We start from the raw sequence: 26,451 nt of genomic DNA, 5'->3' as shown, positions 1-26,451 counted from the left end.
TGATATGTGTCGTCAAGAACAAAGCGCTAAAACACCTGAACACGAATCTGTACGGTATAGTACCGTAGCTCACGACCTATACGGTCTGTTGTGAGAGTGGTGATGGCACACCGCAATCTTGCACGTCAGCGATACCAGAAATGGACTTCGCCTTTCATAGCAAGAGTCCCACTGACGTTAGTCAGCTGGCCCCATTAGGGGTGGGAATGTCAAATTCTTTAGTATCGTATGAAAAAAAGAGAAAAAAGGTGAAAGAAAAGCCTATCAACTGATAGGCTTGTACTCTTTAATAACACGTAATGTTTGTAATGTCATATCTTCGGGACCTTGTACAGGTAACCCAGCTTCTAAATTTTTACGAATATACTCTAAGTTATCTTGTGTAATAATTTCCCCCGGAGTAAAGATTGGAATCCCTGGCGGATAAACCATAACAAAATCAGCTATAATACGACCTGCTGCGTTTTCAAATGGAATGACTTCTGTTTCTGAATAAAAAGCATCTCTAGGAGAAAGTGCTAGCACAGGTATTTCTGGTATTTCTACTTGTACCTGAACACCTTTATCTGCTCTATTTCCATATGTTGCTGCTAAATCTTGTAATGCTGTAATAAGTATATCTGTTTCACTTTCTGTATCTCCAAATGTGATAAGACAAAGTATGTTATATAAATCAGAGAGTTCTACTTCAATGTTGTAATGTTCTCTAAGCCATACTTCAGCCTGATGGCCTGTAATACCTAAATCTTTTACAGATACAATTATCTTTGTAGGATCATAGTTAAAAGTAGCATCTGTACCTAGCAGCTCTTTTCCAGGACAATAAAGATGCTCAATAACATTTATAGCATCACGAACATGTTCAGCTAATTGTATTGTTTGTTCTATGAGAGCTGTTCCTTCTGTAGCAAGACGTTTTCTGGCAACATCAAGAGATGCTAACAAAATGTAAGAAGTTGATGTAGTCGTAAGCATGCTAATAATGGATTGAACATGTTTTACGTTAACAAGACCCTCTTTTACATTAAGAATAGAGCTTTGGGTTAAAGACCCTCCTAATTTGTGAACACTTGTTGCTGCCATATCTGCACCTGCTTGCATAGCTGACATCGGCAGTTCATCATGAAAATGGATATGAACACCGTGAGCTTCATCAACAAGTACAGGAATATCGTAAGAATGAGCTAATTCTACAATCTGCTCTAAATCTGCAGCAAATCCAAAATATGTTGGATTTATAACAAGTAAGCCTTTCGCATCTGAGTGCTCTTCAAGAGCTTTTTTGACAGATTGAATTGTGATCCCATGTGAAATACCGAGCTTCGGATCAATCTCAGGATGCATGAAAATTGGTTTTGCACCTGAGAAAATAATAGCTGACATTACTGATTTATGCACATTCCGTGGCACGAGGATTTTATCCCCAGGACCGCACACGCTCATCACCATTGTCATAATTGCACCACTTGTACCTTGAATAGAAAAGAACGTATGATCTGCACCGAAAGCAGCGGCTGCTAAATCCTGTGCTTCTTTAATCATACCTTTTGGATGATGTAAATCATCGAGCGGCGCAATATTAATTAAATCAATTGCTAATGCATTATGCCCAATAAATTCGCGAAATGTAGGATCCATGCCCTGTCCTTTTTTATGACCAGGAATATGGAATTGAACTGGATTTCGCTTACTGTGCTCAACTAAAGTGGTAAACAATGGTGTTTCGTATTGGGACAATCTATACACCCCTTCTTCTTCGTAATATTTATTAGAGTTTGTTTTATATGATTTCATCTCATTCTAAAAGGAAATTAAGATGACAAACTTTTAGAACTTGACTTGTTTTTCTGCCATTCGCAAGCGTCTTTTTGGGGATGGTAGTCTCACTTTATTCTCTATAAAACAAAAGCATTATATCACCAATAATTATAGATGTATAGAAAAATCTCATTTTCAAGGTGAGTATGTTTAATAGTTATATTTTAAATAATACAAAGAGGAAGACAATTCCATCGAAATGGATAAATGGTGTATAATGCAGAGTGGCTATAGTGAGGAATAAAAGGTTCTCTTAAAGGTAGCATAATGGAAAAAGAAAGAATACTGAATGAGGTGCAAAAATGGAATATCAATATCCACTTGATTACGATTGGTCAAATGAAGAAATGGTAGCAGTTGTAAAGTTTTATGAAGCGATTGAAAAGGTATATGAAAAAGGAGTTTTGAGAGAAGATTTGATGGAATTATATCGTCGTTTTAAAGAGATTGTGCCATCGAAGGCAGCGGAGAAAACAATTGATAAAGAATTTCAAGAAGTAAGTGGATATTCTATATATCGTACGATTCAAAGAGCAAAAGAAGTAGCGGAAAAAAAGATTGTTAAAATGTAAAAATATTTTGAAAAATAAAATACAAAGTGCTATAATGTGATAACAACTAAAAACGGACAATATAAATTGTCCGTTTTCTACTATCGATTTATCGATTAGAAATCGCATATAAAGGAAGGAGTGATTGCATCGTAGATTCAATCTTAGCAAGGAATTGTTCGTTGGTCATTGCTGAAAACTCCTCTGGTGATATATGAATACCGACTAATAATTCTGCTTTTTTCACAGTAGCTAAACGTTCAATCATCTTTTGCAAGTCTTCCGTTTCAAGCGTTTTATGTGATTTTACACCTGGTTTAGTATGGTCAATGGACCAAACGAAGTCATTTGGAATATTTGTTTTTAAATCATTTAAATGTTCTAAGAAGGCGTGAGCCGTCTCCACTTTTTGTGGACACTCATAGATTAAACCAAAGTATATGAAGGCATGAGTACCCCATAAACCAATTTGGAAGTGTGGTAACATTTTATATCCACGTTTATTTGTTGAAAAAGCAACCCAAGTATCGTTTGGTGGATTGACTTTGCGGCGTGCATGTTTTGCTACATGGTAGAAAAAGTTTTCATCGGTTTGTTGTGATAAATATTCTGCAAACTGTTCCCCTAAAGCTTCTAGCTTAGGATGAATATTCGTTTTAATTGCGCTCATTCGTTCTTCAAGACCATCAACAGTAAAGACTTCAAAATCAGTTGATGTGAATGTTTGTAGTGTCATGATTGTTCCTCCAACTCCTATTTTGTTTTAATTTTAGCATAGCTTGTACTATTCATAAAAAAAACAGCACAAAAAAATTTAAATAAAAAAATATAATTGTGTTGCATAGATGATTTATCCAACATAGTATAGTATAAAACAAAAAATCAGAAAATTGAATCAATTCTAGTCCGAGGGCAGACGAATATTGGGAGGAGGCAAAAAAATGAGACAGGTGATTAATGCGTTAAAGAGAACAGATGCTGAAAAGAGAATTCCGGTGCTACGTTTGGAGCTAGATTATGAATTAGCAACTTTATATGATGCGATGATGGATAACGACAACCAGAAAAAAGAAGAGTGCGTACAAAAATTAGAAGTGTTAAGACTTGAAATGATCCGTTTAGAAGCGTAATAATAGTATATGTATAAATAATTAGTTGGTGCGAACCTTATAAAGGGTTCGTTTTTTCTGTGAACAGTATAGATCGGAGTGTTTAAACATGCAAGAAGTATGGAAAGACATCGATACACACGCGAAACAGTGGATTCGAGAAGCGGGAGAACATTTAATGGCGTCACTGAAAAAAACACTTATTATAGAAACAAAGTCAAATGCAGCTGATCTAGTAACAAACATGGACCGAGAAACGGAGCAGTTTTTAATTGGGAAAATTAAAGAAACATTCCCGGCTCATAATATTTTAGGAGAAGAAGGCTACGGAGATGAGATTACCTCTTCTAATGGGGTTGTTTGGTTAATTGATCCAATTGACGGCACGATGAACTTTGTTCATCAAAAAAGGAATTTCGCAATCTCAATCGGGATTTATGAGAACGGTATCGGAAAGATTGGTCTTATTTATGATCCAGTTCATGACGAACTATATCATGCGGTAAAGGGAGAAGGGGCTTTTTGCAATGATTTAGCTATTCCCATGTTGGAAAAAGGAACGGTAGAGCATGGAATTATAGCTTTGAATGCGATATGGCTTACTGATAATCCATTGCTTAATATGGAAAAAATGATGATGCTCGTTAAGAAGGCGAGAGGTACGAGGTCATATGGTTGTGCAGCGTTAGAAATGGTATATGTTGCAACGGGAAGATTAGATGCATATGTAACACCGCGCTTATCGCCATGGGACTTTGGCGGGGGACAGATTATTGTAGAAGAAGTTGGCGGTAAAGTGACAACGTTCTTGGGAACACCTCTTTCTATTGTAGAGAAAAGCAGTGTGTTAGTTGCAAAACCAGGAGTATACGAAGAATTATTACCATTTGTATCGCAATAATAAAAAAAAGTAAGAGGCATAAAGAAGCTTCTTACTTTTTAATGTTATTGCGATTTACGCATTTTTCTTTTTGTTACAAAACCGTATCCGACTGTAACAAATGTGCCGATAATGCAAATGATAATGCCGATGGGACTATTTTCAGCAATCATAATTCCGATACCAATTAAGAAGATAACACCGATAATTGCTGTTAATAAAAAGCGATATTGAATGTGTTCCATTTCTTCACCCTCCAATCTCATTTTACTTTCACAAAAGTAAGAATACAACTATATTTTCATTCTTGATTTTATTTTGATTGCCATTGTATCCCCTTCGCTCTTATAATAGAGAAGGATTAAAAAGACATTAGGAGTTGGACATGTTGAAAAAACGACAAGATTTACGAAATATAGCAATTATTGCCCACGTTGACCATGGTAAAACAACACTTGTTGACCAGTTATTACGTCAAGCGGGGACGTTCCGTGCGAATGAACATATTGAAGAACGCGCAATGGACTCAAATGATCTAGAAAGAGAACGTGGTATTACAATTTTAGCGAAGAATACTGCGATTCACTATGAAGATAAAAGAATTAACATTTTAGATACACCTGGTCACGCTGACTTCGGTGGAGAAGTAGAACGTATCATGAAAATGGTTGATGGTGTTCTACTTGTTGTTGATGCATATGAAGGTTGTATGCCACAAACACGATTTGTTTTAAAGAAAGCTCTTGAGCAAAACTTAACTCCAATCGTTGTTGTAAACAAAATTGACCGTGACTTCGCTCGCCCTGATGAAGTAGTTGATGAAGTAGTTGACTTATTCATCGAACTTGGTGCAAACGAAGATCAATTAGAGTTCCCAGTTGTATTTGCATCAGCAATGAACGGAACAGCAAGCTTAGATTCAAATCCAGCAAATCAAGAAGAGAATATGAAATCATTGTTTGACACAATTATTGAACATATTCCAGCACCAGTTGATAACAGCGAAGAGCCACTTCAATTCCAAGTAGCACTTCTTGATTACAATGACTATGTTGGTCGTATCGGGGTTGGACGCGTATTCCGTGGTACAATGAAAGTAGGACAACAAGTTGCATTAATGAAAGTTGACGGAAGTGTAAAACAATTCCGTGTAACTAAATTATTTGGTTACATTGGATTAAAACGTCAAGAAATTCAAGAAGCAAAAGCTGGAGATTTAGTAGCTGTTTCAGGTATGGAAGACATTAACGTAGGTGAAACGGTATGTCCGGTTGAGCATGAAGAGGCTTTACCATTATTACGTATTGATGAGCCAACACTACAAATGACATTCCTTGTAAATAACAGCCCATTTGCAGGTCGTGAAGGTAAATTCATTACATCTCGTAAAATTGAAGAGCGTCTTCGTTCACAATTAGAAACAGATGTAAGTTTACGTGTAGATAATACAGATTCTCCTGATGCATGGATCGTATCTGGACGCGGGGAATTACATTTATCTATCTTAATTGAAAACATGCGTCGTGAAGGTTATGAACTACAAGTATCTAAGCCTGAAGTAATTATTAAAGATGTCGATGGCGTAAGAAGTGAGCCTGTAGAGCGCGTACAAATCGATGTGCCTGAAGAATACACTGGTTCTATTATGGAATCAATGGGTGCACGTAAAGGTGAAATGTTAGATATGGTGAATAACGGAAACGGTCAAGTTCGCCTTACTTTCATGGTTCCAGCACGTGGTTTAATTGGTTACACAACAGAATTCCTAACATTAACTCGTGGTTATGGTATTTTAAACCACACATTTGATTGCTACCAACCAGTACATGCTGGACAAGTGGGTGGACGTCGCCAAGGTGTTCTAGTTTCACTTGACGCAGGAAAAGCATCACAATACGGTATTATGCAAGTTGAAGATCGCGGTGTAATCTTCGTTGAACCAGGTACAGAAGTATATGCTGGTATGATCGTTGGAGAACACACACGTGAGAATGATTTAACAGTTAACGTTGTAAAAATGAAACAACAAACTAACATTCGTTCTGCGACGAAAGATCAAACTTCAACAATGAAAAAACCACGCTTAATGACTTTAGAAGAGTCATTAGAGTACTTAAACGATGACGAGTTCTGTGAAGTAACTCCAGAATCAATTCGTCTACGTAAAAAGATTCTTGATAAGAGTGAGCGCGAAAGAGCTGCTAAGAAAAAGAAATCTGTTGAAGCATAAAATAATAGAACAGCTACCTTTATAAAAGGTAGCTGTTTTTTTGTTTTATGTTTATTTTTTTTGAATATTTACTCTTTTTTGTGGACAGTATTTTTTTTGCGAGTTACTCTTGTATTAAGTACATAAAGAGAATTTGTTTCATGAGGAGAGGTGAAAGATAGTGTTAGAAAGAATGTCATTTTTCGCGAAACTTTGTAAAGTTGATGAAAATCCAGAGGTAGGGATGTGGTTGCTTTATGGAACAATAATTTTATTAAGTGCACTTGTATATAATTTAGGATTTGCAAGGAAGCTATCGGTACTAAAAAATATAGTGATATATACATCTTTAGCAATTGGATGCACGGTATTAACTTTTTTTGCAGTTTTTTTACCCGTTGGAGAGGGGCTCGTTGTAGCGGCAATTGTACTTGGAATTTATAGACTGCGTTTACGTCAAGCTAAACAACAAAAAACAGGGTGAGAAAAGGAGGGGCTTTCATGCGCTCAGTACAAGATGCATTATATAATTGGTTAACAATTAAAACGGTTGCGGAAGCACGTCCAGATGATAGCGCTGCACAAGAAACGTATGTATTATTTCAAAATATGATATATGAAGAGCATAAATTACGAAATGTAGAAGTTGAAAAGAACGAGGAAATGTATTTGATTACATATGAAATTGATGGAGAAATAAGGTGTGCAAGATTTCCGGTAGAAGCCATTGATTGTTTTTTGGATCAGATGAATCGTGAACCAGAAAAATACAAATAAGTCCTTATCTATATGATTAAGGACTTATTTCCGGTTTACCAATCGTCTTCTACTTTTTTATCACGATATAATCGGAAATTACCACTCGCATGGCGTTCCATAGTACGCTCTGCAATTCGTTCCGTACATTCCATGCACATATATGTATGAATAGGGCGATTACGCAGTTTTTTTGCCATAGGATTTTCGTCATCTAACATATCTTTTTTATCACAAATCATACATTTGACTCTCATTTCGTCACCTCAATACGAATTCTATCAGTATAAGTATATCATGGAAGTATAATGTTTTTGAATAATAGCGGGAAAAAATAATATTTTCGCAATTCGAAAAATAGGTTATGATAAGGATATATAAATAATATTTGGAGGTGGAAATATGGCGAATGTAGTTGAGCCTACATTGACAGGTGATTTAGTACAATCTTTGCGTAAAGAGTGTATCGTTATGATAGCAACAATAGATTTCGAAAAACAAATTCCTAACGTAAGTGCTATTTCTTGGGTATATGCAGTGAGTGAAACTAGTATTCGATTTGCGGTAGATCAACGCTCACGTATTGTGGGGAATATACGGCATAGTGCAGGGGTTGTATTGACTATAATGGCGAATGAATCCGTATTTTCCATAAGTGGTGAAAGTAAAATTTTAACAGATAGAATGGAAGGGATTCCTCTAAAATTAACGGTAGTAGAAGTGAATGTACAAGAAGTTCGTGATGTTATGTTTTATGGTGCGAAACTTGCTACTGAACCAACATATGAAAAAACATATGATCTTCGAGCTGCTAAAAAGCTTGATAATCAAGTATTAGTAGGAATGAAAGAATTATAAAGAAGATGAATAGGAACATCGTTTATAAACTTTTATAAGTGAGTATTGTGATTTAATGTGAAAAATTATAATAAAAAGTAATATATTGAATAGAAATGAATAAAAAATAAAGAAAAGGTTTAATTTCTATGAATTTCGATTCTACCTCGTTTTTACGGTACATATAATTATAACAATGGTTCGTCCATATTTTATGGATGAAACCCTTGTTCTACAAATTTAAAAGTGGAGTCAGGGGGTAACAGGTTGGATAAAATTTATGTGTTAGATACGAATGTACTTTTGCAGGATCCTTTATCTATTTTTTCATTTGCAACAAATGAAGTAGTGATTCCAGCAGTTGTATTAGAAGAGGTTGATTCGAAAAAACGTTATATGGATGAAGTAGGACGAAATGCTCGCTATGTATCTAAGTTAATCGACAAATTTCGCGAAATAGGAAAGCTGCATGAAAGTATTCCGTTAGAAAACGGCGGTACATTTCGTATTGAATTAAATCATCGCTCATTTGTTCAACTGCAAGATATTTTTGTAGAAAAAACAAATGATAATCGAATTTTAGCGGTAGCGAAAAACCTCTCTTTAGAAGAACAAGAAAAAGAGGATGGGAAATCAGTTATTTTAGTAAGTAAAGATGTACTCGTAAGGGTAAAAGCTGATGCGATCGGATTGCAGGCCGAAGATTATTTAAGTGACCGAGTAATCGAAGTGGAAAATATATATTCAGGATTTTTAGAAGGGTATATATCAAAAGAACAGTTAGATTATTTTTATGAAAAAGGTGAACTACCTTTATCTGAAATCGCAAATCATCCTTTTTATCCAAATCAGTTTGTTGTAATGAAAGATGCACTAGGGGGTTCTAGCTCTGCACTTGGGATTGTGGATCATTTAGGTAAGAAGGTAAAAAAACTTATTTTTCACAATGAGCAAGTGTGGGGGATACGCCCACGAAACGTGCAGCAAATTATGGGGTTGGAATTGCTACTTCGGGAAGATATTCCACTTGTAACGTTAACAGGGAAAGCCGGTACAGGAAAAACGTTACTTGCATTAGCTTCGGGACTAATGCAAACGGAAGATTTAGGGTTATATAAAAAACTACTTGTCGCGAGACCAATTGTACCGGTAGGAAAAGATATAGGCTATTTACCAGGAGAGAAAGAGGAAAAATTAAGACCGTGGATGCAGCCGATTTTTGATAATCTAGAGTATTTATTCAATACGAAAAAGCCTGGGGAGCTAGATGCTATTTTAGCTGGAATGGGTTCGATTGAAGTAGAAGCGCTTACCTATATACGCGGGAGAAGTATTCCAGATCAGTTTATTATTATTGACGAGGCACAAAATTTAACGAAGCATGAAGTGAAGACGATATTAACAAGGGTAGGCGAAAAAAGTAAGATTGTATTAATGGGGGATCCTCAGCAAATTGATCACCCGTATTTAGATGAATATAATAATGGTTTAACATACGTTGTAGAGAAGTTTAAAGAACAACGTATTAGTGGTCATGTAAAGTTTGTTAAAGGAGAGCGTTCTAATTTAGCACAACTAGCAGCGGATTTATTATAAAAAGGAGTGAGCCTAAGCTCACTCCTTTTTTTTCTTTTAATTATACAATTTAAATGATTGTAAATTTACGGATGTTACGAATCGGGTTTTGTCTATTAGATCCATCATGGAAATATAGATGAACAGGCCCGTCTTCTCGTAATGGTTTACCTTCTTTTGAAAAACCGAGAATAGCTTTATGGGCTGTTTCTAACGGAAGTGTAATTGTATTGTCTGTGGTTTCAATTTCGACTTGAGTAGCATCTTCTAAAATTTCAGCATTTTTAAGAAATGGATGAAGTGGTATGCCAAATGTCCCGTTAATAAGCTGTTCTTTTTTATATTTCTTTACACTTTGTTGTATTGGCGGGAAGGCAGCACCATCACGGATTTCGCGATCCCAATGCTCTGAAGTATGTTTTAAGTATGTTTCTAATTCGGATGATTCTTCTCTAGTTTCATCAAAGTAAGTTGTCAAATCTATTTTTCGATCATCGAAAATCCATACAGTTGGATCGATAGTGATTGGAAAACGAACTTTTCCATTAATAAATAAAATTTCGCTCATTGTTGTTCCCCCATTTGTGTTATACTCCCACTTTTCAGTATAATAGTATTAGGCACTGTTGTCACAAAAAATGTTTCTATTGCAATTTATTAAAACTATCGCTAATATTAATAGATATGAGAGAGTAGGACGGAAATGGAGGGAATCAATTTGGCGTCTGAGACAGTATCAAATCATCAGGAAAAGGCACTAGCCCTTCTACAAGCGGATGCAGAGAAGATTTTAAGACTTATTAAGGTACAAATGGACAATCTTACAATGCCGCAATGTCCATTATATGAAGAAGTATTAGACACACAAATGTTTGGACTATCCCGCGAGGTCGATTTTGCGGTTCGCCTTGGTCTTATTGCAGAAGAACAAGGGAAAGCCATGTTAGGAGAGCTCGAACGTGAGTTGTCTGCACTTCATGAAGCATTTACAAACAAACAACAATAACGGGTTCAAATAAGGGGGCTCAAACTGAAATAGTTTGGGCTTTTTATTTGTATAATAAAGAAGGAAGAACCTATATACATATGGAATACAACAATAATTAAATTGAAACAGAAAGAGGAAATGAAATGAAAAAAGTATGGAAATCGATGGATTATTCATTATTACTTCCTCTTGTTATCTTATGTGTGCTGGGAGTAATAATGGTATATAGTTCTAGTTCCATTGTTGCGATTTCGAAGCATGGGAAACCAGCGGATTTCTTTTTTAATAGGCAAGTATTAATTCTAGCTATTGGAGCAATAATGTTAGCGATTATCATCGCTATTCCTTATAAACTTTGGAGGAAGCGAATAGTTTTAATAGCAATGGGAATAGGTAGTATTGGTTTATTAGCAGCAGCCTTGTTTTTCGGTAAGGAAATAAACGGTGCAAAAGGGTGGATATTAGGTATACAGCCCGCTGAATTTGTTAAAATATCGATTATTATTATATTAGCTCGTTTTTTTGCAAGAAAACAAGAGACAGATACTCCTGTTTTTAAAGGATCGGGACTTACGCTTGGTTTTGTTGGATTGGCAATGTTTTTAATTTTAAAGCAAAATGACTTAGGTACCGATTTATTAATTGCGGGAACGGTTGGAATTATGTTTCTTTGTTCGGGAGTCCGGATTAACTTATGGATTAAACGAATTGTTTTAACTTCTATAGTGTGGATTCCGGCACTATATTTTCTCGGGAATTATGCATTAAGTCCGTACCAAAAAGCTCGGTTTTCAGTTTTTCTTGATCCATTTAATGATCCTCAGAATGATGGGTTCCAATTAATAAATTCTTTTATTGGAATTGCTTCAGGAGGTCTAAATGGTCGAGGGTTAGGGAATAGTGTGCAAAAATATGGATACTTACCAGAACCGCAAACAGATTTTATTATGGCAATTATATCTGAAGAGCTCGGATTTATAGGCGTAGCTGTCATTTTAATCTGTTTACTACTTATTATTATTCGGGCATTTAGAGTTGCACAAAAGTGTAACGATCCATTTGGAAGTTTAATAGCCATCGGAATTGCAAGTTTGTTTGGAGTTCAAACTTTTATTAATGTCGGTGGTATGTCTGGGTTAATACCGCTTACAGGGGTACCGTTACCGTTTGTAAGTTATGGTGGTAGTTCTTTATTGGCTAATTTACTTGCAATGGGCATATTATTAAATATTGCTAGTCAAGTCAAACGACAAGAGAAACAACAAAATGAAATGACTAAAGAAATAGAACAAGGTGGACCACATCTTGTTGTTGTAAAATAAAAAACACATTGAGCTCTAGAGTTCAATGTGTTTTTTATTTTGTTAGGTTTCAAATGTGATATAATATTGATTCTTTTAAAATGAAAAGTATATTACATTTAAGTTAATGTGATATACAATAGTGTTGTTAGAAAAGGAAGAGGTATGCTATACTATTTTTGTGAAACAAATTGATCAGAAAACTTATCATTTGTTGAAAAATAAGGTATGATGGATAAAAATAAAGTGAAGCTTTCTAAGTATAATATAATGTAGAAAGTGAAGAACTTCACGCTCTTTAGAGTGTGTATGTATTTTATCTCTAGAGTGGTAAGAAAATAGAGGGGGAAAATCATGACAAAGCTGCAACGTATTCAAAAAGTATTGGTAGCTAACCGTGGAGAGATAGCAATTCGTGTGTTCCGAGCATGTTCAGAACTTGGATTAAACACAGTTGCGATCTATTCTAAAGAGGATAGCGGTTCTTATCATCGCTATAAAGCCGATGAGTCCTATTTAGTTGGGGAAGGGAAAAAGCCAATTGATGCTTATCTAGATATTGAAGGCATTATTGAGATTGCGAAAAGTAATCATGTAGATGCAATCCACCCTGGATATGGTTTCTTGTCAGAAAATATTCAATTTGCAAAACGTTGTGAAGAAGAAGGGATTATCTTTATCGGTCCAAAAAGTAAGCATTTAGACATGTTTGGAGATAAAGTTAAAGCAAGAACACAAGCGCAGCTAGCACAAATTCCAATTATTCCTGGTAGTGATGGTCCAGTAGATTCAATAGAAGAAGTTAAAGAATTTGCTGAAAAGTATGATTACCCGATTATTATTAAAGCATCCCTTGGTGGCGGCGGTCGCGGTATGCGTATTGTACGTGCTAGTGAAGAATTAAGAGAATCGTATAATCGCGCGAAATCAGAAGCAAAAGCAGCCTTTGGTAATGATGAAGTGTACGTTGAAAAATTCGTTGAAAAACCTAAACATATAGAAGTACAAATTTTAGCAGATGAAGAAGGTAATGTTGTACATTTATATGAGCGTGATTGCTCTGTACAACGACGCCATCAAAAAGTAGTTGAAATTGCACCGAGCGTGTCGCTTTCAGATGATTTGCGCCAGCGTATTTGTGATGCTGCAGTAAAGTTAACGAAAAATGTAAATTATTTAAATGCTGGAACAGTTGAATTCCTAGTGAAAGATGATGAATTTTACTTTATTGAAGTAAACCCACGTGTTCAAGTAGAACATACAATTACAGAAATGATTACAGGAATCGATATTGTTCAATCACAAATTTTAATTGCAGATGGACATGCTTTACATAGCAAGATGGTAAGTGTGCCGAAACAAGAAGAGATTATTGTGCATGGTTATGCAATTCAATCTCGTGTAACGACAGAAGACCCACTTAATAACTTTATGCCTGATACAGGGAAGATTATGGCGTATCGATCAGGCGGTGGTTTTGGTGTGCGTCTTGACACAGGTAATAGTTTCCAAGGTGCAGTTATTACACCGTACTACGACTCTTTACTTGTAAAAGTTACAACTTGGGCGCTTACTTTCGAACAAGCTGCTGCAAAAATGGAACGTAACTTAAAAGAATTCCGTATTCGTGGTATTAAAACAAATATTCCATTCTTAGAGAATGTAGTGAAACATAGAAACTTCTTATCAGGAGAATATGATACTTCGTTTATTGACGCGTCACCTGAACTATTCCTGTTCCCGAAACGTAAAGACCGTGGAACGAAAATGTTAAATTATATTGGTACAGTAACAGTAAATGGTTTCCCAGGAGTAGGGAAACAAGAGAAGCCAATTTTCTCAGATGCTCGTATACCAAGTGTGAAACATTCAGAAACGATTCAAAACGGAACGAAACAAATTTTAGATGAACGTGGAGCAGATGGATTAGTAAAGTGGGTTCAAGATCAAAAACGTGTACTTTTAACGGATACAACATTCCGTGATGGGCATCAATCTTTACTTGCAACACGTATTCGTACAAAAGATTTACATCAAATTGCAGAACCGACAGCGAGAATGTTACCAAACTTATTCTCAGCGGAAATGTGGGGCGGTGCAACGTTTGATGTTGCGTATCGCTTCTTAAAAGAAGATCCGTGGGAAAGATTACTAGATCTTCGTGAAAAAATGCCGAATGTTTTATTCCAAATGTTACTTCGTTCTTCAAACGCAGTTGGATACAAAAACTATCCAGATAATTTAATTCAAAAATTTGTAGAATGTTCTGCGCAAGCTGGAATTGATGTGTTCCGTATTTTTGATAGCTTAAACTGGGTAGAAGGTATGAGAGTTGCAATTGATGCTGTACGAGATACTGGTAAAATTGCGGAAGCAACAATGTGTTACACAGGAGACATTCATGATCCGTTACGCAGTAAATATGATTTAAATTATTATAAAAATTTAGCAAAAGAGTTGGAAGCATCAGGAGCTCATATTTTAGGAATTAAAGATATGGCGGGCTTATTAAAGCCAAACGCAGCATATGATTTAGTTTCAGCACTAAAAGAGACGGTGTCGATTCCAATTCACCTGCATACACATGATACGAGCGGAAATGGTATTTTAACGTATACGAAGGCGATTGAAGCAGGCGTTGATATTGTCGATGTAGCGGTGAGTTCTATGGCTGGTCAAACGTCACAACCGAGTGCGAATACACTATACTATGCGTTAGGCGGAAACGAAAGACAACCAGATGTTAATATAGACTCATTAGAAAAACTATCTCATTATTGGGAAGATGTACGTAAATATTATGCTCCATTTGAAAGTGGTATGAACGCTCCTCACACAGAGGTATATATGCACGAAATGCCAGGTGGACAATATAGTAATCTTCAACAACAAGCGAAGGCGGTTGGTTTAGGAGATCGCTTTGATGAAGTTAAAGTGATGTATCGTCGTGTTAATGATATGTTTGGAGATATTGTAAAAGTAACACCATCATCTAAAGTTGTCGGTGATATGGCATTATTTATGGTTCAAAATCATCTGACAGAACAAGATATTTTAGAGCGTGGAGATTCTATGGACTTCCCAGGATCTGTTGTTGAAATGTTCTCTGGAGATTTAGGTCAACCATATGGTGGTTTTCCGAAAGAATTACAAAATATTATTTTAAAAGGGAAAGAGCCGTTGACAGTAAGACCAGGTGAATTATTAGAGCCAGTAGATTTTGACGCTTTAAAAGAAGAGTTATTCCACAAACTTGGACGCGAAGTGACAATTTTTGATGTAGTCGCATATGCATTGTATCCAAAAGTGTTTATGGACTACGAAAAAGTTGTTGGGCTTTATGGAAATGTATCTGTGCTTGATACACCTACTTTCTTCTATGGAATGAGACTTGGTGAAGAAATTGATGTAGAAATCGAACAAGGTAAAACATTGATGGTTAAACTAGTTTCCATTGGAGAACCGCAGCCAGATGGAAATCGTGTACTTTACTTGGAATTTAATGGACAACCGCGTGAAATCGTAGTGAAAGATGAAAGCGTGAAATCAACTGTTGCACAGCGTGTGAAGGGGAATCGTGAAAATCCAAATCATATTAGCGCAACGATGCCGGGAACTGTTATTAAAGTAGTTGTAAAAGAAGGCGATGAAGTGAAAAAAGGTGATTCCATGGCAATTACAGAAGCGATGAAAATGGAAACGACGGTTCAAGCGCCATTTAGTGGTAAAGTGAAAAAAGTATATGTAAATGATGGGGATGCAATTCAAACGGGAGATTTACTCATTGAATTAGATCATTAAAATAAAGAAAAAGAGCTGTGCGAAAGCAGCTCTTTTTTGTGTGTAAATAATACCTTGCCGAATTGGCAAGGTATTAAAGTTTTACTTTATTTTGTTTGCTTAGAAGTTGATTCAGCTTCTTTTGCATTGAATGTACTTCTTGTACCTAACATAACTAAATAGCATAGTACAGCAAACAGGCAAGAAATGAAGAGTGAATGTAATAATGCCATTGCTAAACTAGCATTTGTAAATACGACTAAAATCCCTACTATAGCTTGAAGTGTAACAAGGATAAATGAAATAATCCATCCCCAGTATACTACACGCTGCTGCTTGTAATGACGAATAGCTATAAACATCGCGTAAAGTATCCAAACGAATATTAACATCGCTGCAACTCTATGCCCCATTTGGACCCACTCATGTAGTTGAGTTGGCATAGGTCTGTTTTTACTACATAAAGGGAAGTCTGGACAGGCTAAGGTAGCTCGTTCGTGACGTACTAAAGCTCCTGTGTAGACAACAATATAACTGTAAATTGTTACACCATAAATATGAAATTTCATTTTTTTGTCCATAATAAGTGAACGTGCATCAAATTTCTGATCAATTTCAAAAATAAGACACGTTAACAAGATGACAGAAGCAAATGAAATTAAGGAAATACCGAAGTGAATAGCTAATACTGCAGGCATTTGTCCCCAAACAACTGCTGCCGCCCCCATTAATGCTTGTGCAACTAAAAATACGAAGGATAAAATTGCTAACGTTTTTGTTTCGCGCACATGTTTATAATATTTCCAGGACAAGATACAAAGAAGAGTAACAAGGATTCCTGCTGATCCCGATGTTAAGCGGTGACTTAGCTCAATAATAGTTTCCATTGATAAATTAGATGGAAACCATTCACCGTTACAAAGTGGCCATGATTTGCCGCATCCTTGGCCTGAACCTGTTTTTGTAACTAAAGCGCCTCCTAGTAAAACTACTAATAAATCGAGACTTGTAATGACTGCTAACCATTTAATAAAGCGTTGCAATCTCTTTCACCATCTTTCTGCTATGAAGTTATTGCGAAATATTTTCATTCCATTATGTATAGAATAAAACGTGCTACAGTCCTATGATATATAAAAAATAATAAAATAGCAAAGAAATGGAGGGCGAGGGCAACCTACGTAGTATAAAGAAAAAAATGGGATTTTAAATACATATTTTAGGTGAAATTCAGGCTGTTTTGAAAAGAAATGGGGAGAATACATGCTAAATATGACAAAATAGTTTATTATAGAAGATAACATCATGTTATGATAAGGATAAATTGGAATAAAGTTTTTTAATGTTCGACACAAAAAGTTCATGTTTTCTTCACAAAATGTTCGGGAAATGTGATTTAATATATTGGAGTATGGGCGTAGATTAGTAGTAGAATGGGTTAACAATATTTCTACTGTAATAATATTGCTGTATAGAAGCGAAATATTTCACATGAAATATGTGCTTAGAAAGATGATAGGTTTAAGAGGGGGTTAAAGTGATGAACCATGCAACAAGTGAGCTGCATGATGAGTCAGCTGTTTCAAGTGTACCGGAAACAACTCGGTTACAAGATTTATCAGCGCTCGTTAAAATGGGGATTGTAAACTCAAATACACTTACTGTATTTACAGGATTTTGGTTGGCTTTACATTTTAATGGATTGAGTGTTATGGACAATCTAGATAAGCTATTTTTCACAATCGTTGGTTCTGCATTAATTATGGCTGGGGTATGTTGTTTAAATAACTACATTGACCGAGATATCGATCCATTAATGGAAAGAACAAAAAACCGTCCAACGGTAACAGGTAAATATAAACCTGGCTTTGCACTTGCATTTGGACTTGTAATTTTACTTCTTGGCTTTGCATTTTTATTACTTACTACACCGATGGCAGTGTTAATCTCATTTATTGGTGCCTTCACGTATGTTGTTTTATATACGTTATGGACGAAGAGAAAATATACGTTAAATACTGTTGTAGGTAGTATATCAGGAGCAGTTCCACCTTTAATTGGATGGGCGGCAATTGATCCGTCTTTAAATCATCCAATTGCTTGGATGTTATTTTTAATTATGTTTATTTGGCAAATCCCACATTTCCTCGCATTAGCGATGAAGCGTGTTGATGAATATCGAAATGCAGGAATCCCAATGCTTCCTGTTGTACAGGGATTTGATATTACGAAACGTCAGATTATGATTTGGACAGTATGTTTATTACCACTACCATTTTATATGAGTGGGCTTGGAATAACATTCATGGTAATTGCAACATTGCTTAACATCGGATGGATCGCATTAGGGTTTTATGGCTTCCGTAAGCAAGATGACATCAAGTGGTCCGTAAAAATGTTTGTTTATTCCCTGAATTACTTAACAATCTTATTTGTGTCAATGATTGTAGTTACATTCTTCTAAGACAACGACATAATTGGATTTCTTTACGTTGAGATTTACTTTACTTAACTATAAAGTACAATCTAATTCACAAAGAAAGTGGGGGTTGTTTGTATGAAGAAACAGTGGCGACTGCTTTCGTTCGTTTCACTGCTGGCTTTACTGTTAGGGGGATGCGGTAAAGCTTTTCAGTCTACTTTAATTCCGCAAGGGGAAGTAGCAAAAATGCAATATGATTTGCTCTTGCTAGCGAGTGCAATCATGGTAGGAGTAGTACTTGTAGTTACTATTATTTTCTTATATGTAATTGTGCGTTTCCGACAAAAAAAGGGTGAGGAAGATTATATTCCAGAGCAAGTTGAAGGAAATCACAAACTAGAAATTATATGGACAGTTATTCCGATTATTCTTTTGTTAATCTTGGCTGTTCCGACTGTTACATATACATTCAAGCTTGCTGATGTAAGTGCGATGGAGAAAAAGAATATTGATAAAGATACTATCGTTGTTGATGTAACAGCGAATCTTTATTGGTGGGAATTTTCTTATAAATCAGAAAAAATAGTAACTTCTCAAGATTTAGTTATCCCCACAGGTAAGAAAGTGTATTTGAATTTGAAGGGTGCCGATATTAAACATTCGTTTTGGGTTCCATCTTTAGCTGGGAAAATGGATACAAATACAGATAATGTAAACAAAATGTGGTTAAAGGCAGATAAATCGGGCACTTATAATGGTTTTTGCACAGAATTTTGTGGCCCATCACATTCTTTAATGCAGTTCAAAGTGAAAGCTCTGGATGAAAGCGAGTACAAAAAATGGCTTGCTGACATGAAGAAGATTGATGGAAAAAAAGAAGTAGCTTCTACAAAGGCGCAAGAAGGTCAAGAAATATTTAATAAAAGCTGCATTGGTTGTCATGCAGTTGGATCAAATGATAGTAGACCACCTTCTGCTCGTATCGCACCGAACTTAGCAAACTTTGCAGATCGCGATATGGTTGCTGGTATTGCCGAAAATAATGAAGAGAACTTAAAAAAATGGCTCAAAGATCCTGAAAATATGAAACCAGGTAATAAAATGACTGGTAAATATGGCAACTTAACGGATGATCAAATTAATGCATTAAATGCATATTTACAAACGTTAAAGATTGAAAAGTAAAGAGGGATCATTTGCGAAGGGGAGGTTGAAAACGTGAGTTCTGTAGCAAAAAAACAGGGGATGGGTGCTGTCATATGGGATTATTTAACGACAGTAGACCATAAAAAGATTGCCATTCTCTATTTAATTGCAGGTGGATTGTTTTTTGTAATAGGTGGAATAGAAGCACTATTTATTCGCCTGCAGTTAGCGATTCCTAACAATGCTTTTCTTGTTGGGGATGCCTATAATCAAGTATTAACGATGCACGGTACAACAATGATTTTCCTCGCAGCTATGCCACTCGTGTTTGCATTTATGAACGCCGCTGTACCACTTCAAATTGGAGCACGTGATGTGGCGTTCCCGTTTTTGAATTCGCTCGGATTTTGGTTATTTTTCTTTGGTGGATTATTTTTAAATTTAAGTTGGTTTTTAGGAGGAGCGCCTGATGCAGGGTGGACATCGTATGCATCTTTAGCTTTAGCCTCTAAAGGACATGGTGTTGATTTTTATGTACTCGGCTTGCAAATATCAGGTATCGGTACATTAATTGGAGGTATTAACTTCCTTGTTACAATTATTAATATGCGCGCGCCAGGGATGACTTACATGCGCATGCCGATGTTTACATGGACAACATTTGTAACATCTTCACTTATTTTATTTGCATTTCCACCATTAACTGTAGGATTAGGACTTTTAATGTTAGATCGTTTATTTGGCACAAGTTTCTTTAATCCGGCACTAGGTGGGAACACGATTATATGGGAGCATTTATTCTGGATCTTCGGTCATCCGGAAGTATACATTCTTATACTCCCAGCTTTCGGAATATTCTCAGAAATCTTCGCCACATTTTCGAAAAAACGATTATTCGGTTATTCCTCGATGGTGTTCGCGACAGTATTAATAGGATTTTTAGGATTTATGGTATGGGCGCATCATATGTTTACTGTTGGTCTTGGGCCTGTTGCAAATGCTATCTTCTCGGTTGCAACAATGGCAATTGCAGTTCCGACGGGTATTAAAATATTTAACTGGCTCTTTACAATGTGGGGTGGAAGTATTAGGTTTACAACACCAATGATGTGGGCGGTAGCTTTTATTCCATCCTTCGTTATGGGTGGAGTTACAGGAGTTATGCTTGCTTCTGCACCAGCTGATTATCAGTTTCATGATAATTATTTCGTAGTAGCACACTTTCATTATGTAATTGTTGGTGGTGTTGTATTTGGTTTACTTGCAGGTGCGCATTATTATTGGCCACTTATGTTTAATAAAGTATTAAATGAAACGTTAGGAAAGATAACATTTTGGTTATTCTTTATCGGTTTCCATTTAACGTTCTTTATTCAGCATTTCCTGGGTCTAATCGGTATGCCGCGTCGTTACTACACATATCTAGAGGGGCAAGGATTGGAAATGGGGAATATGATTAGTTCTATTGGAGCAGTGTTTATGGCTCTTGGAACGATTGTTCTTTTATTCAATGTAATAAAAACAACGGTATCAAAAGAGAAGGCTGGTCGTGATCCGTGGGATGCGCGTACGTTAGAGTGGACAATGCCAGCACCTACACCGGAATATAATTTCAAACAGTTACCATTTGTTCGTGGATTAGATCCGTTTTGGATTGAAAAACGTGAGGGTAATAAAGAGATGACAGCAGCGGAACCGGTCGGTGATATTCATATGCCAAATTCTTCATTTTCACCGTTTATTATTTCTCTAGGTCTATTTATAGCTGCTTTTGGTGCGATGTATATGCAGGGTGGCAAAGATAAATTTTGGTTATTAGTAGCGATTATCGGTTTAATCATTACGTTTGGTACAATGTTCCTTCGTTCAGTAATTGATGATCATGGATATCATATTCATAAGGAAGATCTAGATGATAAGGGGGGCAAGGCGTAATGCATGTAGATGAGAAATTAACGAATGAAACATTTCCAGCAGAGCCTGAAAAAGCAACCCTTGAGGGGAAAAATAAGTTTGTTGGTTTTTGGTTATTTCTTGGAGGCGAAACAGTGTTGTTCGCTTCCTTATTTGGCACATATTTAGCGTTAAAGAACTCAACAAATGGTGGACCAACATCTCAAGAGATGTTTCAAATGCCACTCGTTTTCATTATGACGATGCTTTTGTTAACAAGTAGTTTAACGAGTGTATACGCAATGTATCATATGAAAAATTTTAACTTTAAGAAAATGCAACTTTGGTTACTTGTAACAGTGTTGCTTGGCTTAGGATTTTTGGGGTTTGAAATATATGAGTTTTATCATTATACGCATGAATTTAAGCATACTATGAGAAGTAGTGCATTTGGTTCTGCATTTTATGCTCTTGTTGGTACACACGGGCTCCACGTGTTGTTTGGATTATGTTGGATTTTAACATTAATCTTTAGAAACGCGAAGAGAGGTTTAAATTTATACAACGCACCAAAGTTTTATGTTGCATCAATTTATTGGCACTTTATTGACGTAGTTTGGGTGTTTATTTTCACTGTAGTATATTTGATGGGAATGGTGGGATAAACAATGGCGGTTAAGCAAACGAATAATCCTAAGGTGGATCTTGTTTATCGGAAGAGAAAAAGTGCAGAGGAAATGAAGCACCAAGTTGTTACATTTTCACTAATGATTTTTTTAACATTAGTTGCATTTGCAGCGGTGGCATATCCGAAAACATTTAGCCCGATTTTTTCGGTTCCATTTATATTATTGTTAGCAGTCATTCAAGTTATATTTCAGTTATATTATTTCATGCATATGAGTCATAAAGGGCATGAAGCGGCGAGTTTCTTCTTGTACTCTGGATTGTTAATTGGTTTATTAACAATATTAGCCTTTATGACAATTGTGTGGATTTAAACAGTGATAGTAGGGGGCTCTGATTTATCATAGCCCTCTTTTTATATGAAATATAAGGATTTTGAAAAGGTAGGTGTGGAAATGGAAAACTTATGGGTATTTGGTTTTCAAGCTTTATGGAGTCCAATTTTTTTATTATTTATGATCTCGATTCTTATTAGTTATTTTTTAATTATTGGACCATATAGAACGCGATTTGAAAATGCGACGAAGGTAAGTAAGAAGCAAATTTTTTATTTTACGACCGGGATTGTTCTTTTGTATTTTGTAAAGGGAGGACCTATTGATTTAATTGGTCATATTATATTTAGTGCACATATGTTTGAGATGGCAGTAATGTATATTGCGGTGCCGCCGTTATTACTGCTTGGTATACCAGTTTGGTTATATCGTTATATTACTTCTTTTAAGTTCATTCAAATTGTGATAAAGTTTTTTGCTAAGCCGCTTATTGCGTTGTTTGTATTTAATGGCCTGTTTTCCTTTTATCATTTGCCAATTGTTTTTGATGCAGTAAAACAAAGTCAAATAGCGCATCCGATTTGCCTTGCTATATTGTTTTTTGCAGCAATGATGATGTGGTGGCCGATGTTAAATCCGCTGCCAGAATATCAAACTTTAAGTGATATTAAGAAGCTTGGTTATATGTTTGCTAATGGTATGTTATTAACGCCAGCTTGTGCGTTAATAATTTTTGCGACTGCACCATTATTTGCAACATATACAGATCCGGACGCTTGGATGAAGGCAATGGAACTCTGTGTACCGGCGGGTACTTTATCAGATTTAAATATAACTGGACCAGAATTTTTACATTGGATGCCGGTAGTACAAGACCAGCAAACAGGTGGTATCATTATGAAAATTGTCCAGGAAATAGTGTACGGTACGATTATCGGTTATGTGTTCTTTAACTGGGCACGTAGAGAGCGTGAAAAGGATAAAGAGCAGCTGCAAGAGTTACCTCCTTATTTGCAGACGAAATAAAAACTAGCGCATCGTGTTAATGCGCTAGTTTTTTTGTTATTCAATAATTTGAAATTCTTTCAACTCTTTTTCAATATTTTGTAGGAGTTGTTCGCTTTTTTGAAGTACATTCGTTGGGAAAATCTCATCATCTCCATATTCAACGCCATGAGGATAATAATGTTTTCCTAATAAGGGTGGCAATAGTTTTACTTGAGCGTGTCTGCCGCCGATGTCACCTTCAACAGCAAATCCTTGTACACGTAAATAATAAATATCCTTTAATATTTCAAATTTATAATCATATGTAACGCGTTCGTAATCCCATTGTCCAGCAAGTACAAAATGATTGTTTTCCATAATCTCAGTTAAAAGAGTTAAATCAACGACTGCATCATTAAAGTTTGTATTTGTAAATTGCATAGAATACCTCCTTCTTTTAATGTTAGTGCATTATTTTTATAATAGTATGAATAATAAGAAAGTGCAATTCATATTGCGAGAAAAGGGATATTCCAGACTTTTTTCGTGAAAATATGATATAGTGAAAAGAGTACGGTACACACAAAAAAGGAAAGAAAAGGATTTGTGTATATCTCGATTTTATGCTTTGTTCAGGAGGTATATCGTTTGAAGAAATTATTGCGTATCGTAATGATTACATTTTTAATTTTAGCTGTTGATTTATACGGGAAGTTACTCGTATCACAATATATATTAACCCCATCTCACTCTAAGCAAGAAAATAAAATTGTGAAAAAGAAGAAGCAAGTAAATGAAGAATCCACAGATACTGTTTTAAGTATGATTGGTGGGGACTCTGAGAATTTATTAGCGAAGTGGGGCGAACCGTCTCGAATAGAGCCGTCTGCTTATGGATATGAATGGTGGGTGTATAACCAAGATTTAGCTCAGTATGTTCAATTTGGAGTTGCTGAACGTAAAGTTGTAACGGCGTATGTTGCTGGTGAGCAAGTTAAGGTGGCTCCCTATTATATAAATGAAAAGTATGAAGAGGTATATAAAAAGAATCCACTTTCACATGAGATTTCATTAAAAAGAGGAAAGAATAGTTATCAATTTGAGTTATCTGATACGGAAGTAATGGAACAACCGCTAGTACCTGTAGAAGATGGATGGGCACAATTATACTTTGATCACTTTACACATGAGCTTGTTGGTCTTCGTTATATGGATGATGAAACGTTATTACGACAAAGACCATATCAACTTGTTTATTCAGGTGAATTAATAGCGGAACAGCCGCTGACGCCAGAAAAAATGAAGCAAGTTGAAAATGGGAATATGCAACAAATTCTCGATTTAACAAATGTTATTCGAAGTCGTCATCAATTACCGTTGTTAACATGGGACCAACAAGCTGCAGATGTTGCATTTGGCCATAGTAAAGATATGAAGGATAATAATTATTTTTCACACGATTCACCTACTTTTGGTACGTTAGGAGATCGTTTGCAACGTGGGCAAGTGGCTTTTCAACTTGCTGGTGAGAATATAGCGGCGCAACATAGTGATGGAATTGCGGCGGTACAAGGTTGGTTAAATAGTGAAGGTCACAGAAAGAATGTATTAAATGAACAATTTACTGGATTAGGTGTTGGGGTATATGATAAATTTTATACTCAAAACTTTATCCGAAAATAAAATGAAACTTTAATCAGTGGGAGTCTTACTGTCCACAAATAGGGAGATAAAAAGGTGCATGAATCGTCTAAAAATAGGCGAACCATGTGCCTTTTTTTTCTTACAATATAGTAGATATACATGAAGAGGTGAGGATTATGCCAACAACAAAAGGGCCGTTACATCCATCGGTTCAACAGTTTAAAGAGTTTGTAAACCATCACCCTAAAATGGTTCATGAGGTTAGAAGTGGTCAAAAAACTTGGCAGCAATTTTATGAAGAATGGTACTTACTTGGTGAAGAAGATCAAATATGGACAGCGTATAGACCTGATGGAGCACCTGCTTTTTCTTCGGTAAAAGAAAATAAAGAAGAAAAAGAAAGTCGAACAGAAGAGGAAAAAACTGCTGATGTGATGGGGCAAATGCTTTCTTTCTTTAAAAAGTTAGACGTAGAACAAATGCAACATCATTTAGCAAATGTAACGAGTGCGATTGGTAGCGTGCAACAAGTTATCCAACAATTTCAAGGGAACCGTGCGCAGCAAGAACAAAGTACTTCTGAAAATAATCCTTTTTTCTTTCAAAAGGATTAGGGGGAAAGAGGATGAGAGCAGAGCTTATGGAGTTTATAAAAGCTGATGAGGATTTAGCTCGCTATATTCGGGAACAGCCATACTGGTACCGGAAATTGACGCGTAACCCAGAAGAAAAAGAAGCTTTTGAGTTAGCTGCCATGCAGCATTTCAAAAAAACGATACCAGATAAAGTGGAAAAATTTCAAAATCAATTGGCGGTTGCTTCAATTATGATTGATATGTTCCAGTATATGAAGCAGCAAAATACGACGTAATTGGAAGGGAAAACTATGTCCGTTATGCAAAACTTTTGTTACAATAGAATCGCATTATTTAAAAAAGGAGTTGCAGCATGACGGAAATTTGTTTAGTACGACATGGACAAACTGATTGGAACTTTCAAGAGATTATTCAAGGGCGCGAAGATATTCCACTTAACGAAGTTGGGAAGAAGCAAGCGAGTCAAAGTGCAGCTGCCTTGCAAGCGGAATCGTGGGATATAATTATAAGTAGTCCGTTAATTAGAGCGCAAGAAACAGCTAAGGAAATTGCTGGGGCTATTGGATTACCATCTATTTTATTAGATGAGCGATTTATGGAACGAAATTTTGGGGAAGCTTCTGGGAAACCAGTTGCGGCCGTTAGAGAGTTAATTGCAGAAGGTAATGTAGAAGGAATGGAGCAGGATAAAGAAATTGTAGAGCGCTGTTTTACGGCTTTACAGGAGGTTGCAGCAGCACATGGAGATAAACGTATTATCATTGTTGCGCATTCACATGCAATAAAAGCTATTTTACACGCAATTGCACCAGATGAAATTACATTTAAAACGCCGTTAAAAAACGCATGTATTAGCTACGTGAAAGAGAATAGCGGGAAATGGGATGTTCTTAAATATAATATTGCGGAGCATATTAGTGTATAAGAGTGCAAGGGGATGGTATGAAAAGTAGTTAGAATCATATCTTTCTTTTAGGTGAGATACTTCAATTAGTAG

The 26,451-nt window shown here is 36.0% G+C and carries 28 protein-coding genes; 21 read left to right on the top strand and 7 right to left on the bottom strand.

Features of this window, described 5'->3' with window-relative positions; translation table 11 throughout:
- Positions 1-264: 264 nt before the first annotated feature.
- On the bottom strand, positions 265-1,737 hold the full coding sequence (gene speA / locus NSQ47_RS13320) for an arginine decarboxylase (protein WP_341037127.1): 1,473 nt from the start codon (positions 1,735-1,737) through the stop codon (positions 265-267).
- A gap of 383 nt (positions 1,738-2,120) precedes the next feature.
- On the opposite strand from speA, the gene NSQ47_RS13315 reads away from it, so the two are divergent.
- On the top strand, positions 2,121-2,390 hold the full coding sequence (locus NSQ47_RS13315; RefSeq protein WP_002146003.1) for a UPF0223 family protein: 270 nt from the start codon (positions 2,121-2,123) through the stop codon (positions 2,388-2,390).
- A gap of 88 nt (positions 2,391-2,478) precedes the next feature.
- Here the strand turns inward: NSQ47_RS13315 and NSQ47_RS13310 are convergent, their stop codons facing one another.
- A complete protein-coding gene (locus NSQ47_RS13310; protein ID WP_002160680.1) occupies positions 2,479-3,105 on the bottom strand; it encodes a YktB family protein in 627 nt (208 codons plus the stop codon).
- 205 nt (positions 3,106-3,310) lie between these two features.
- Here NSQ47_RS13310 and NSQ47_RS13305 point away from each other — a divergent pair, with 205 nt between their 5' ends.
- Positions 3,311-3,499 (top strand): hypothetical protein, encoded by a 189-nt coding sequence (locus tag NSQ47_RS13305; RefSeq protein ID WP_002088326.1) that lies wholly within the window; start codon positions 3,311-3,313, stop codon positions 3,497-3,499.
- 88 nt (positions 3,500-3,587) lie between these two features.
- On the top strand, positions 3,588-4,379 hold the full coding sequence (locus tag NSQ47_RS13300) for an inositol monophosphatase family protein (protein ID WP_078181626.1): 792 nt from the start codon (positions 3,588-3,590) through the stop codon (positions 4,377-4,379).
- Positions 4,380-4,423: 44 nt separating this feature from the next.
- On the opposite strand, the gene NSQ47_RS13295 is transcribed toward NSQ47_RS13300, so the two are convergent.
- Complete coding sequence (locus NSQ47_RS13295) at positions 4,424-4,603, bottom strand: DUF5325 family protein (protein WP_000400127.1); 180 nt, start codon at positions 4,601-4,603, stop codon at positions 4,424-4,426.
- A gap of 140 nt (positions 4,604-4,743) precedes the next feature.
- Between NSQ47_RS13295 and typA the strand changes: the two genes are divergently transcribed.
- The 3 genes from typA (at position 4,744) to NSQ47_RS13280 (ending at position 7,344) form a co-directional block, all read left to right on the top strand.
- Positions 4,744-6,588, top strand: coding sequence for a translational GTPase TypA (gene typA, locus NSQ47_RS13290; RefSeq protein ID WP_078172902.1), 1,845 nt, complete (start codon positions 4,744-4,746; stop codon positions 6,586-6,588).
- A gap of 160 nt (positions 6,589-6,748) precedes the next feature.
- Positions 6,749-7,051, top strand: a complete 303-nt coding sequence (locus tag NSQ47_RS13285; RefSeq protein WP_002160683.1) for a YlaH-like family protein — start codon at positions 6,749-6,751, stop codon at positions 7,049-7,051.
- A gap of 17 nt (positions 7,052-7,068) precedes the next feature.
- Positions 7,069-7,344, top strand: coding sequence for a hypothetical protein (locus NSQ47_RS13280; RefSeq protein ID WP_002146008.1), 276 nt, complete (start codon positions 7,069-7,071; stop codon positions 7,342-7,344).
- Positions 7,345-7,379: 35 nt separating this feature from the next.
- On the opposite strand, the gene NSQ47_RS13275 is transcribed toward NSQ47_RS13280, so the two are convergent.
- A complete protein-coding gene (locus tag NSQ47_RS13275; RefSeq protein ID WP_002111485.1) occupies positions 7,380-7,580 on the bottom strand; it encodes a YlaI family protein in 201 nt (66 codons plus the stop codon).
- A gap of 145 nt (positions 7,581-7,725) precedes the next feature.
- On the opposite strand from NSQ47_RS13275, the gene NSQ47_RS13270 reads away from it, so the two are divergent.
- Together NSQ47_RS13270 and NSQ47_RS13265 are read left to right on the top strand one after the other, a co-directional pair.
- The gene (locus NSQ47_RS13270) at positions 7,726-8,181 is read left to right on the top strand and encodes a pyridoxamine 5'-phosphate oxidase family protein (RefSeq protein WP_002160684.1); all 456 of its coding nucleotides are present in this window, start codon (positions 7,726-7,728) and stop codon (positions 8,179-8,181) included.
- Between the two features lie 246 nt (positions 8,182-8,427).
- Positions 8,428-9,756, top strand: coding sequence for a PhoH family protein (locus NSQ47_RS13265; protein WP_002088317.1), 1,329 nt, complete (start codon positions 8,428-8,430; stop codon positions 9,754-9,756).
- A gap of 49 nt (positions 9,757-9,805) precedes the next feature.
- On the opposite strand, the gene NSQ47_RS13260 is transcribed toward NSQ47_RS13265, so the two are convergent.
- A complete protein-coding gene (locus tag NSQ47_RS13260) occupies positions 9,806-10,303 on the bottom strand; it encodes a hypothetical protein (protein ID WP_078172903.1) in 498 nt (165 codons plus the stop codon).
- A 150-nt stretch (positions 10,304-10,453) separates the two neighbouring features.
- On the opposite strand from NSQ47_RS13260, the gene NSQ47_RS13255 reads away from it, so the two are divergent.
- From NSQ47_RS13255 to pyc, 3 genes are all read left to right on the top strand, one after another.
- A complete protein-coding gene (locus NSQ47_RS13255) occupies positions 10,454-10,741 on the top strand; it encodes a YlaN family protein (protein WP_000135698.1) in 288 nt (95 codons plus the stop codon).
- A gap of 125 nt (positions 10,742-10,866) precedes the next feature.
- Positions 10,867-12,045, top strand: a complete 1,179-nt coding sequence (locus tag NSQ47_RS13250) for an FtsW/RodA/SpoVE family cell cycle protein (protein ID WP_341037125.1) — start codon at positions 10,867-10,869, stop codon at positions 12,043-12,045.
- 333 nt (positions 12,046-12,378) lie between these two features.
- The gene (pyc, locus tag NSQ47_RS13245) at positions 12,379-15,825 is read left to right on the top strand and encodes a pyruvate carboxylase (protein ID WP_341037124.1); all 3,447 of its coding nucleotides are present in this window, start codon (positions 12,379-12,381) and stop codon (positions 15,823-15,825) included.
- Between the two features lie 86 nt (positions 15,826-15,911).
- Here the strand turns inward: pyc and ctaA are convergent, their stop codons facing one another.
- Complete coding sequence (gene ctaA / locus NSQ47_RS13240; protein ID WP_002111480.1) at positions 15,912-16,847, bottom strand: heme A synthase; 936 nt, start codon at positions 16,845-16,847, stop codon at positions 15,912-15,914.
- A gap of 497 nt (positions 16,848-17,344) precedes the next feature.
- Here ctaA and ctaB point away from each other — a divergent pair, with 497 nt between their 5' ends.
- From ctaB to ctaG, 6 genes are all read left to right on the top strand, one after another.
- The gene (ctaB, locus tag NSQ47_RS13235) at positions 17,345-18,268 is read left to right on the top strand and encodes a protoheme IX farnesyltransferase (RefSeq protein ID WP_002111479.1); all 924 of its coding nucleotides are present in this window, start codon (positions 17,345-17,347) and stop codon (positions 18,266-18,268) included.
- 93 nt (positions 18,269-18,361) lie between these two features.
- Complete coding sequence (gene coxB, locus NSQ47_RS13230) at positions 18,362-19,411, top strand: cytochrome c oxidase subunit II (RefSeq protein ID WP_002088304.1); 1,050 nt, start codon at positions 18,362-18,364, stop codon at positions 19,409-19,411.
- A gap of 60 nt (positions 19,412-19,471) precedes the next feature.
- The gene (gene ctaD, locus NSQ47_RS13225; RefSeq protein WP_171903074.1) at positions 19,472-21,307 is read left to right on the top strand and encodes a cytochrome c oxidase subunit I; all 1,836 of its coding nucleotides are present in this window, start codon (positions 19,472-19,474) and stop codon (positions 21,305-21,307) included.
- Positions 21,307-21,930: a cytochrome c oxidase subunit III gene (gene ctaE, locus NSQ47_RS13220; RefSeq protein WP_000557861.1), complete on the top strand. Its 624-nt coding sequence runs from the start codon at positions 21,307-21,309 to the stop codon at positions 21,928-21,930. Before ctaD ends, ctaE begins: the two co-directional genes overlap by 1 nt.
- A gap of 3 nt (positions 21,931-21,933) precedes the next feature.
- On the top strand, positions 21,934-22,266 hold the full coding sequence (gene ctaF, locus NSQ47_RS13215) for a cytochrome c oxidase subunit IVB (RefSeq protein WP_002014776.1): 333 nt from the start codon (positions 21,934-21,936) through the stop codon (positions 22,264-22,266).
- Positions 22,267-22,347: 81 nt separating this feature from the next.
- Positions 22,348-23,253, top strand: a complete 906-nt coding sequence (gene ctaG / locus NSQ47_RS13210) for a cytochrome c oxidase assembly factor CtaG (protein ID WP_341037123.1) — start codon at positions 22,348-22,350, stop codon at positions 23,251-23,253.
- A 36-nt stretch (positions 23,254-23,289) separates the two neighbouring features.
- Here ctaG and NSQ47_RS13205 read toward each other — a convergent pair whose 3' ends face one another.
- The gene (locus NSQ47_RS13205; protein WP_002066906.1) at positions 23,290-23,655 is read right to left on the bottom strand and encodes a YugN family protein; all 366 of its coding nucleotides are present in this window, start codon (positions 23,653-23,655) and stop codon (positions 23,290-23,292) included.
- Positions 23,656-23,862: 207 nt separating this feature from the next.
- On the opposite strand from NSQ47_RS13205, the gene NSQ47_RS13200 reads away from it, so the two are divergent.
- From NSQ47_RS13200 to NSQ47_RS13185, 4 genes are all read left to right on the top strand, one after another.
- Positions 23,863-24,897 carry a CAP domain-containing protein gene (locus tag NSQ47_RS13200; RefSeq protein ID WP_215579494.1) on the top strand — a complete coding sequence of 345 codons (1,035 nt, stop codon included), beginning with the start codon at positions 23,863-23,865 and terminating at the stop codon, positions 24,895-24,897.
- 137 nt (positions 24,898-25,034) lie between these two features.
- Positions 25,035-25,472 carry a YlbD family protein gene (locus NSQ47_RS13195; RefSeq protein WP_215579492.1) on the top strand — a complete coding sequence of 146 codons (438 nt, stop codon included), beginning with the start codon at positions 25,035-25,037 and terminating at the stop codon, positions 25,470-25,472.
- 11 nt (positions 25,473-25,483) lie between these two features.
- On the top strand, positions 25,484-25,729 hold the full coding sequence (locus NSQ47_RS13190; RefSeq protein ID WP_002014770.1) for a YlbE-like family protein: 246 nt from the start codon (positions 25,484-25,486) through the stop codon (positions 25,727-25,729).
- A 77-nt stretch (positions 25,730-25,806) separates the two neighbouring features.
- The gene (locus NSQ47_RS13185) at positions 25,807-26,379 is read left to right on the top strand and encodes a histidine phosphatase family protein (protein WP_215579490.1); all 573 of its coding nucleotides are present in this window, start codon (positions 25,807-25,809) and stop codon (positions 26,377-26,379) included.
- The last annotated feature ends 72 nt before the right edge of the window (positions 26,380-26,451 follow it).

Source organism: Bacillus sp. FSL R10-2780, assembly GCF_038006125.1.
Classification (GTDB): Bacteria; Bacillota; Bacilli; order Bacillales; family Bacillaceae_G; genus Bacillus_A; species Bacillus_A cereus_U.
Note: the sequence above shows the minus strand (reverse complement) of the source record. Positions and strands in the feature narration are given on the sequence as shown.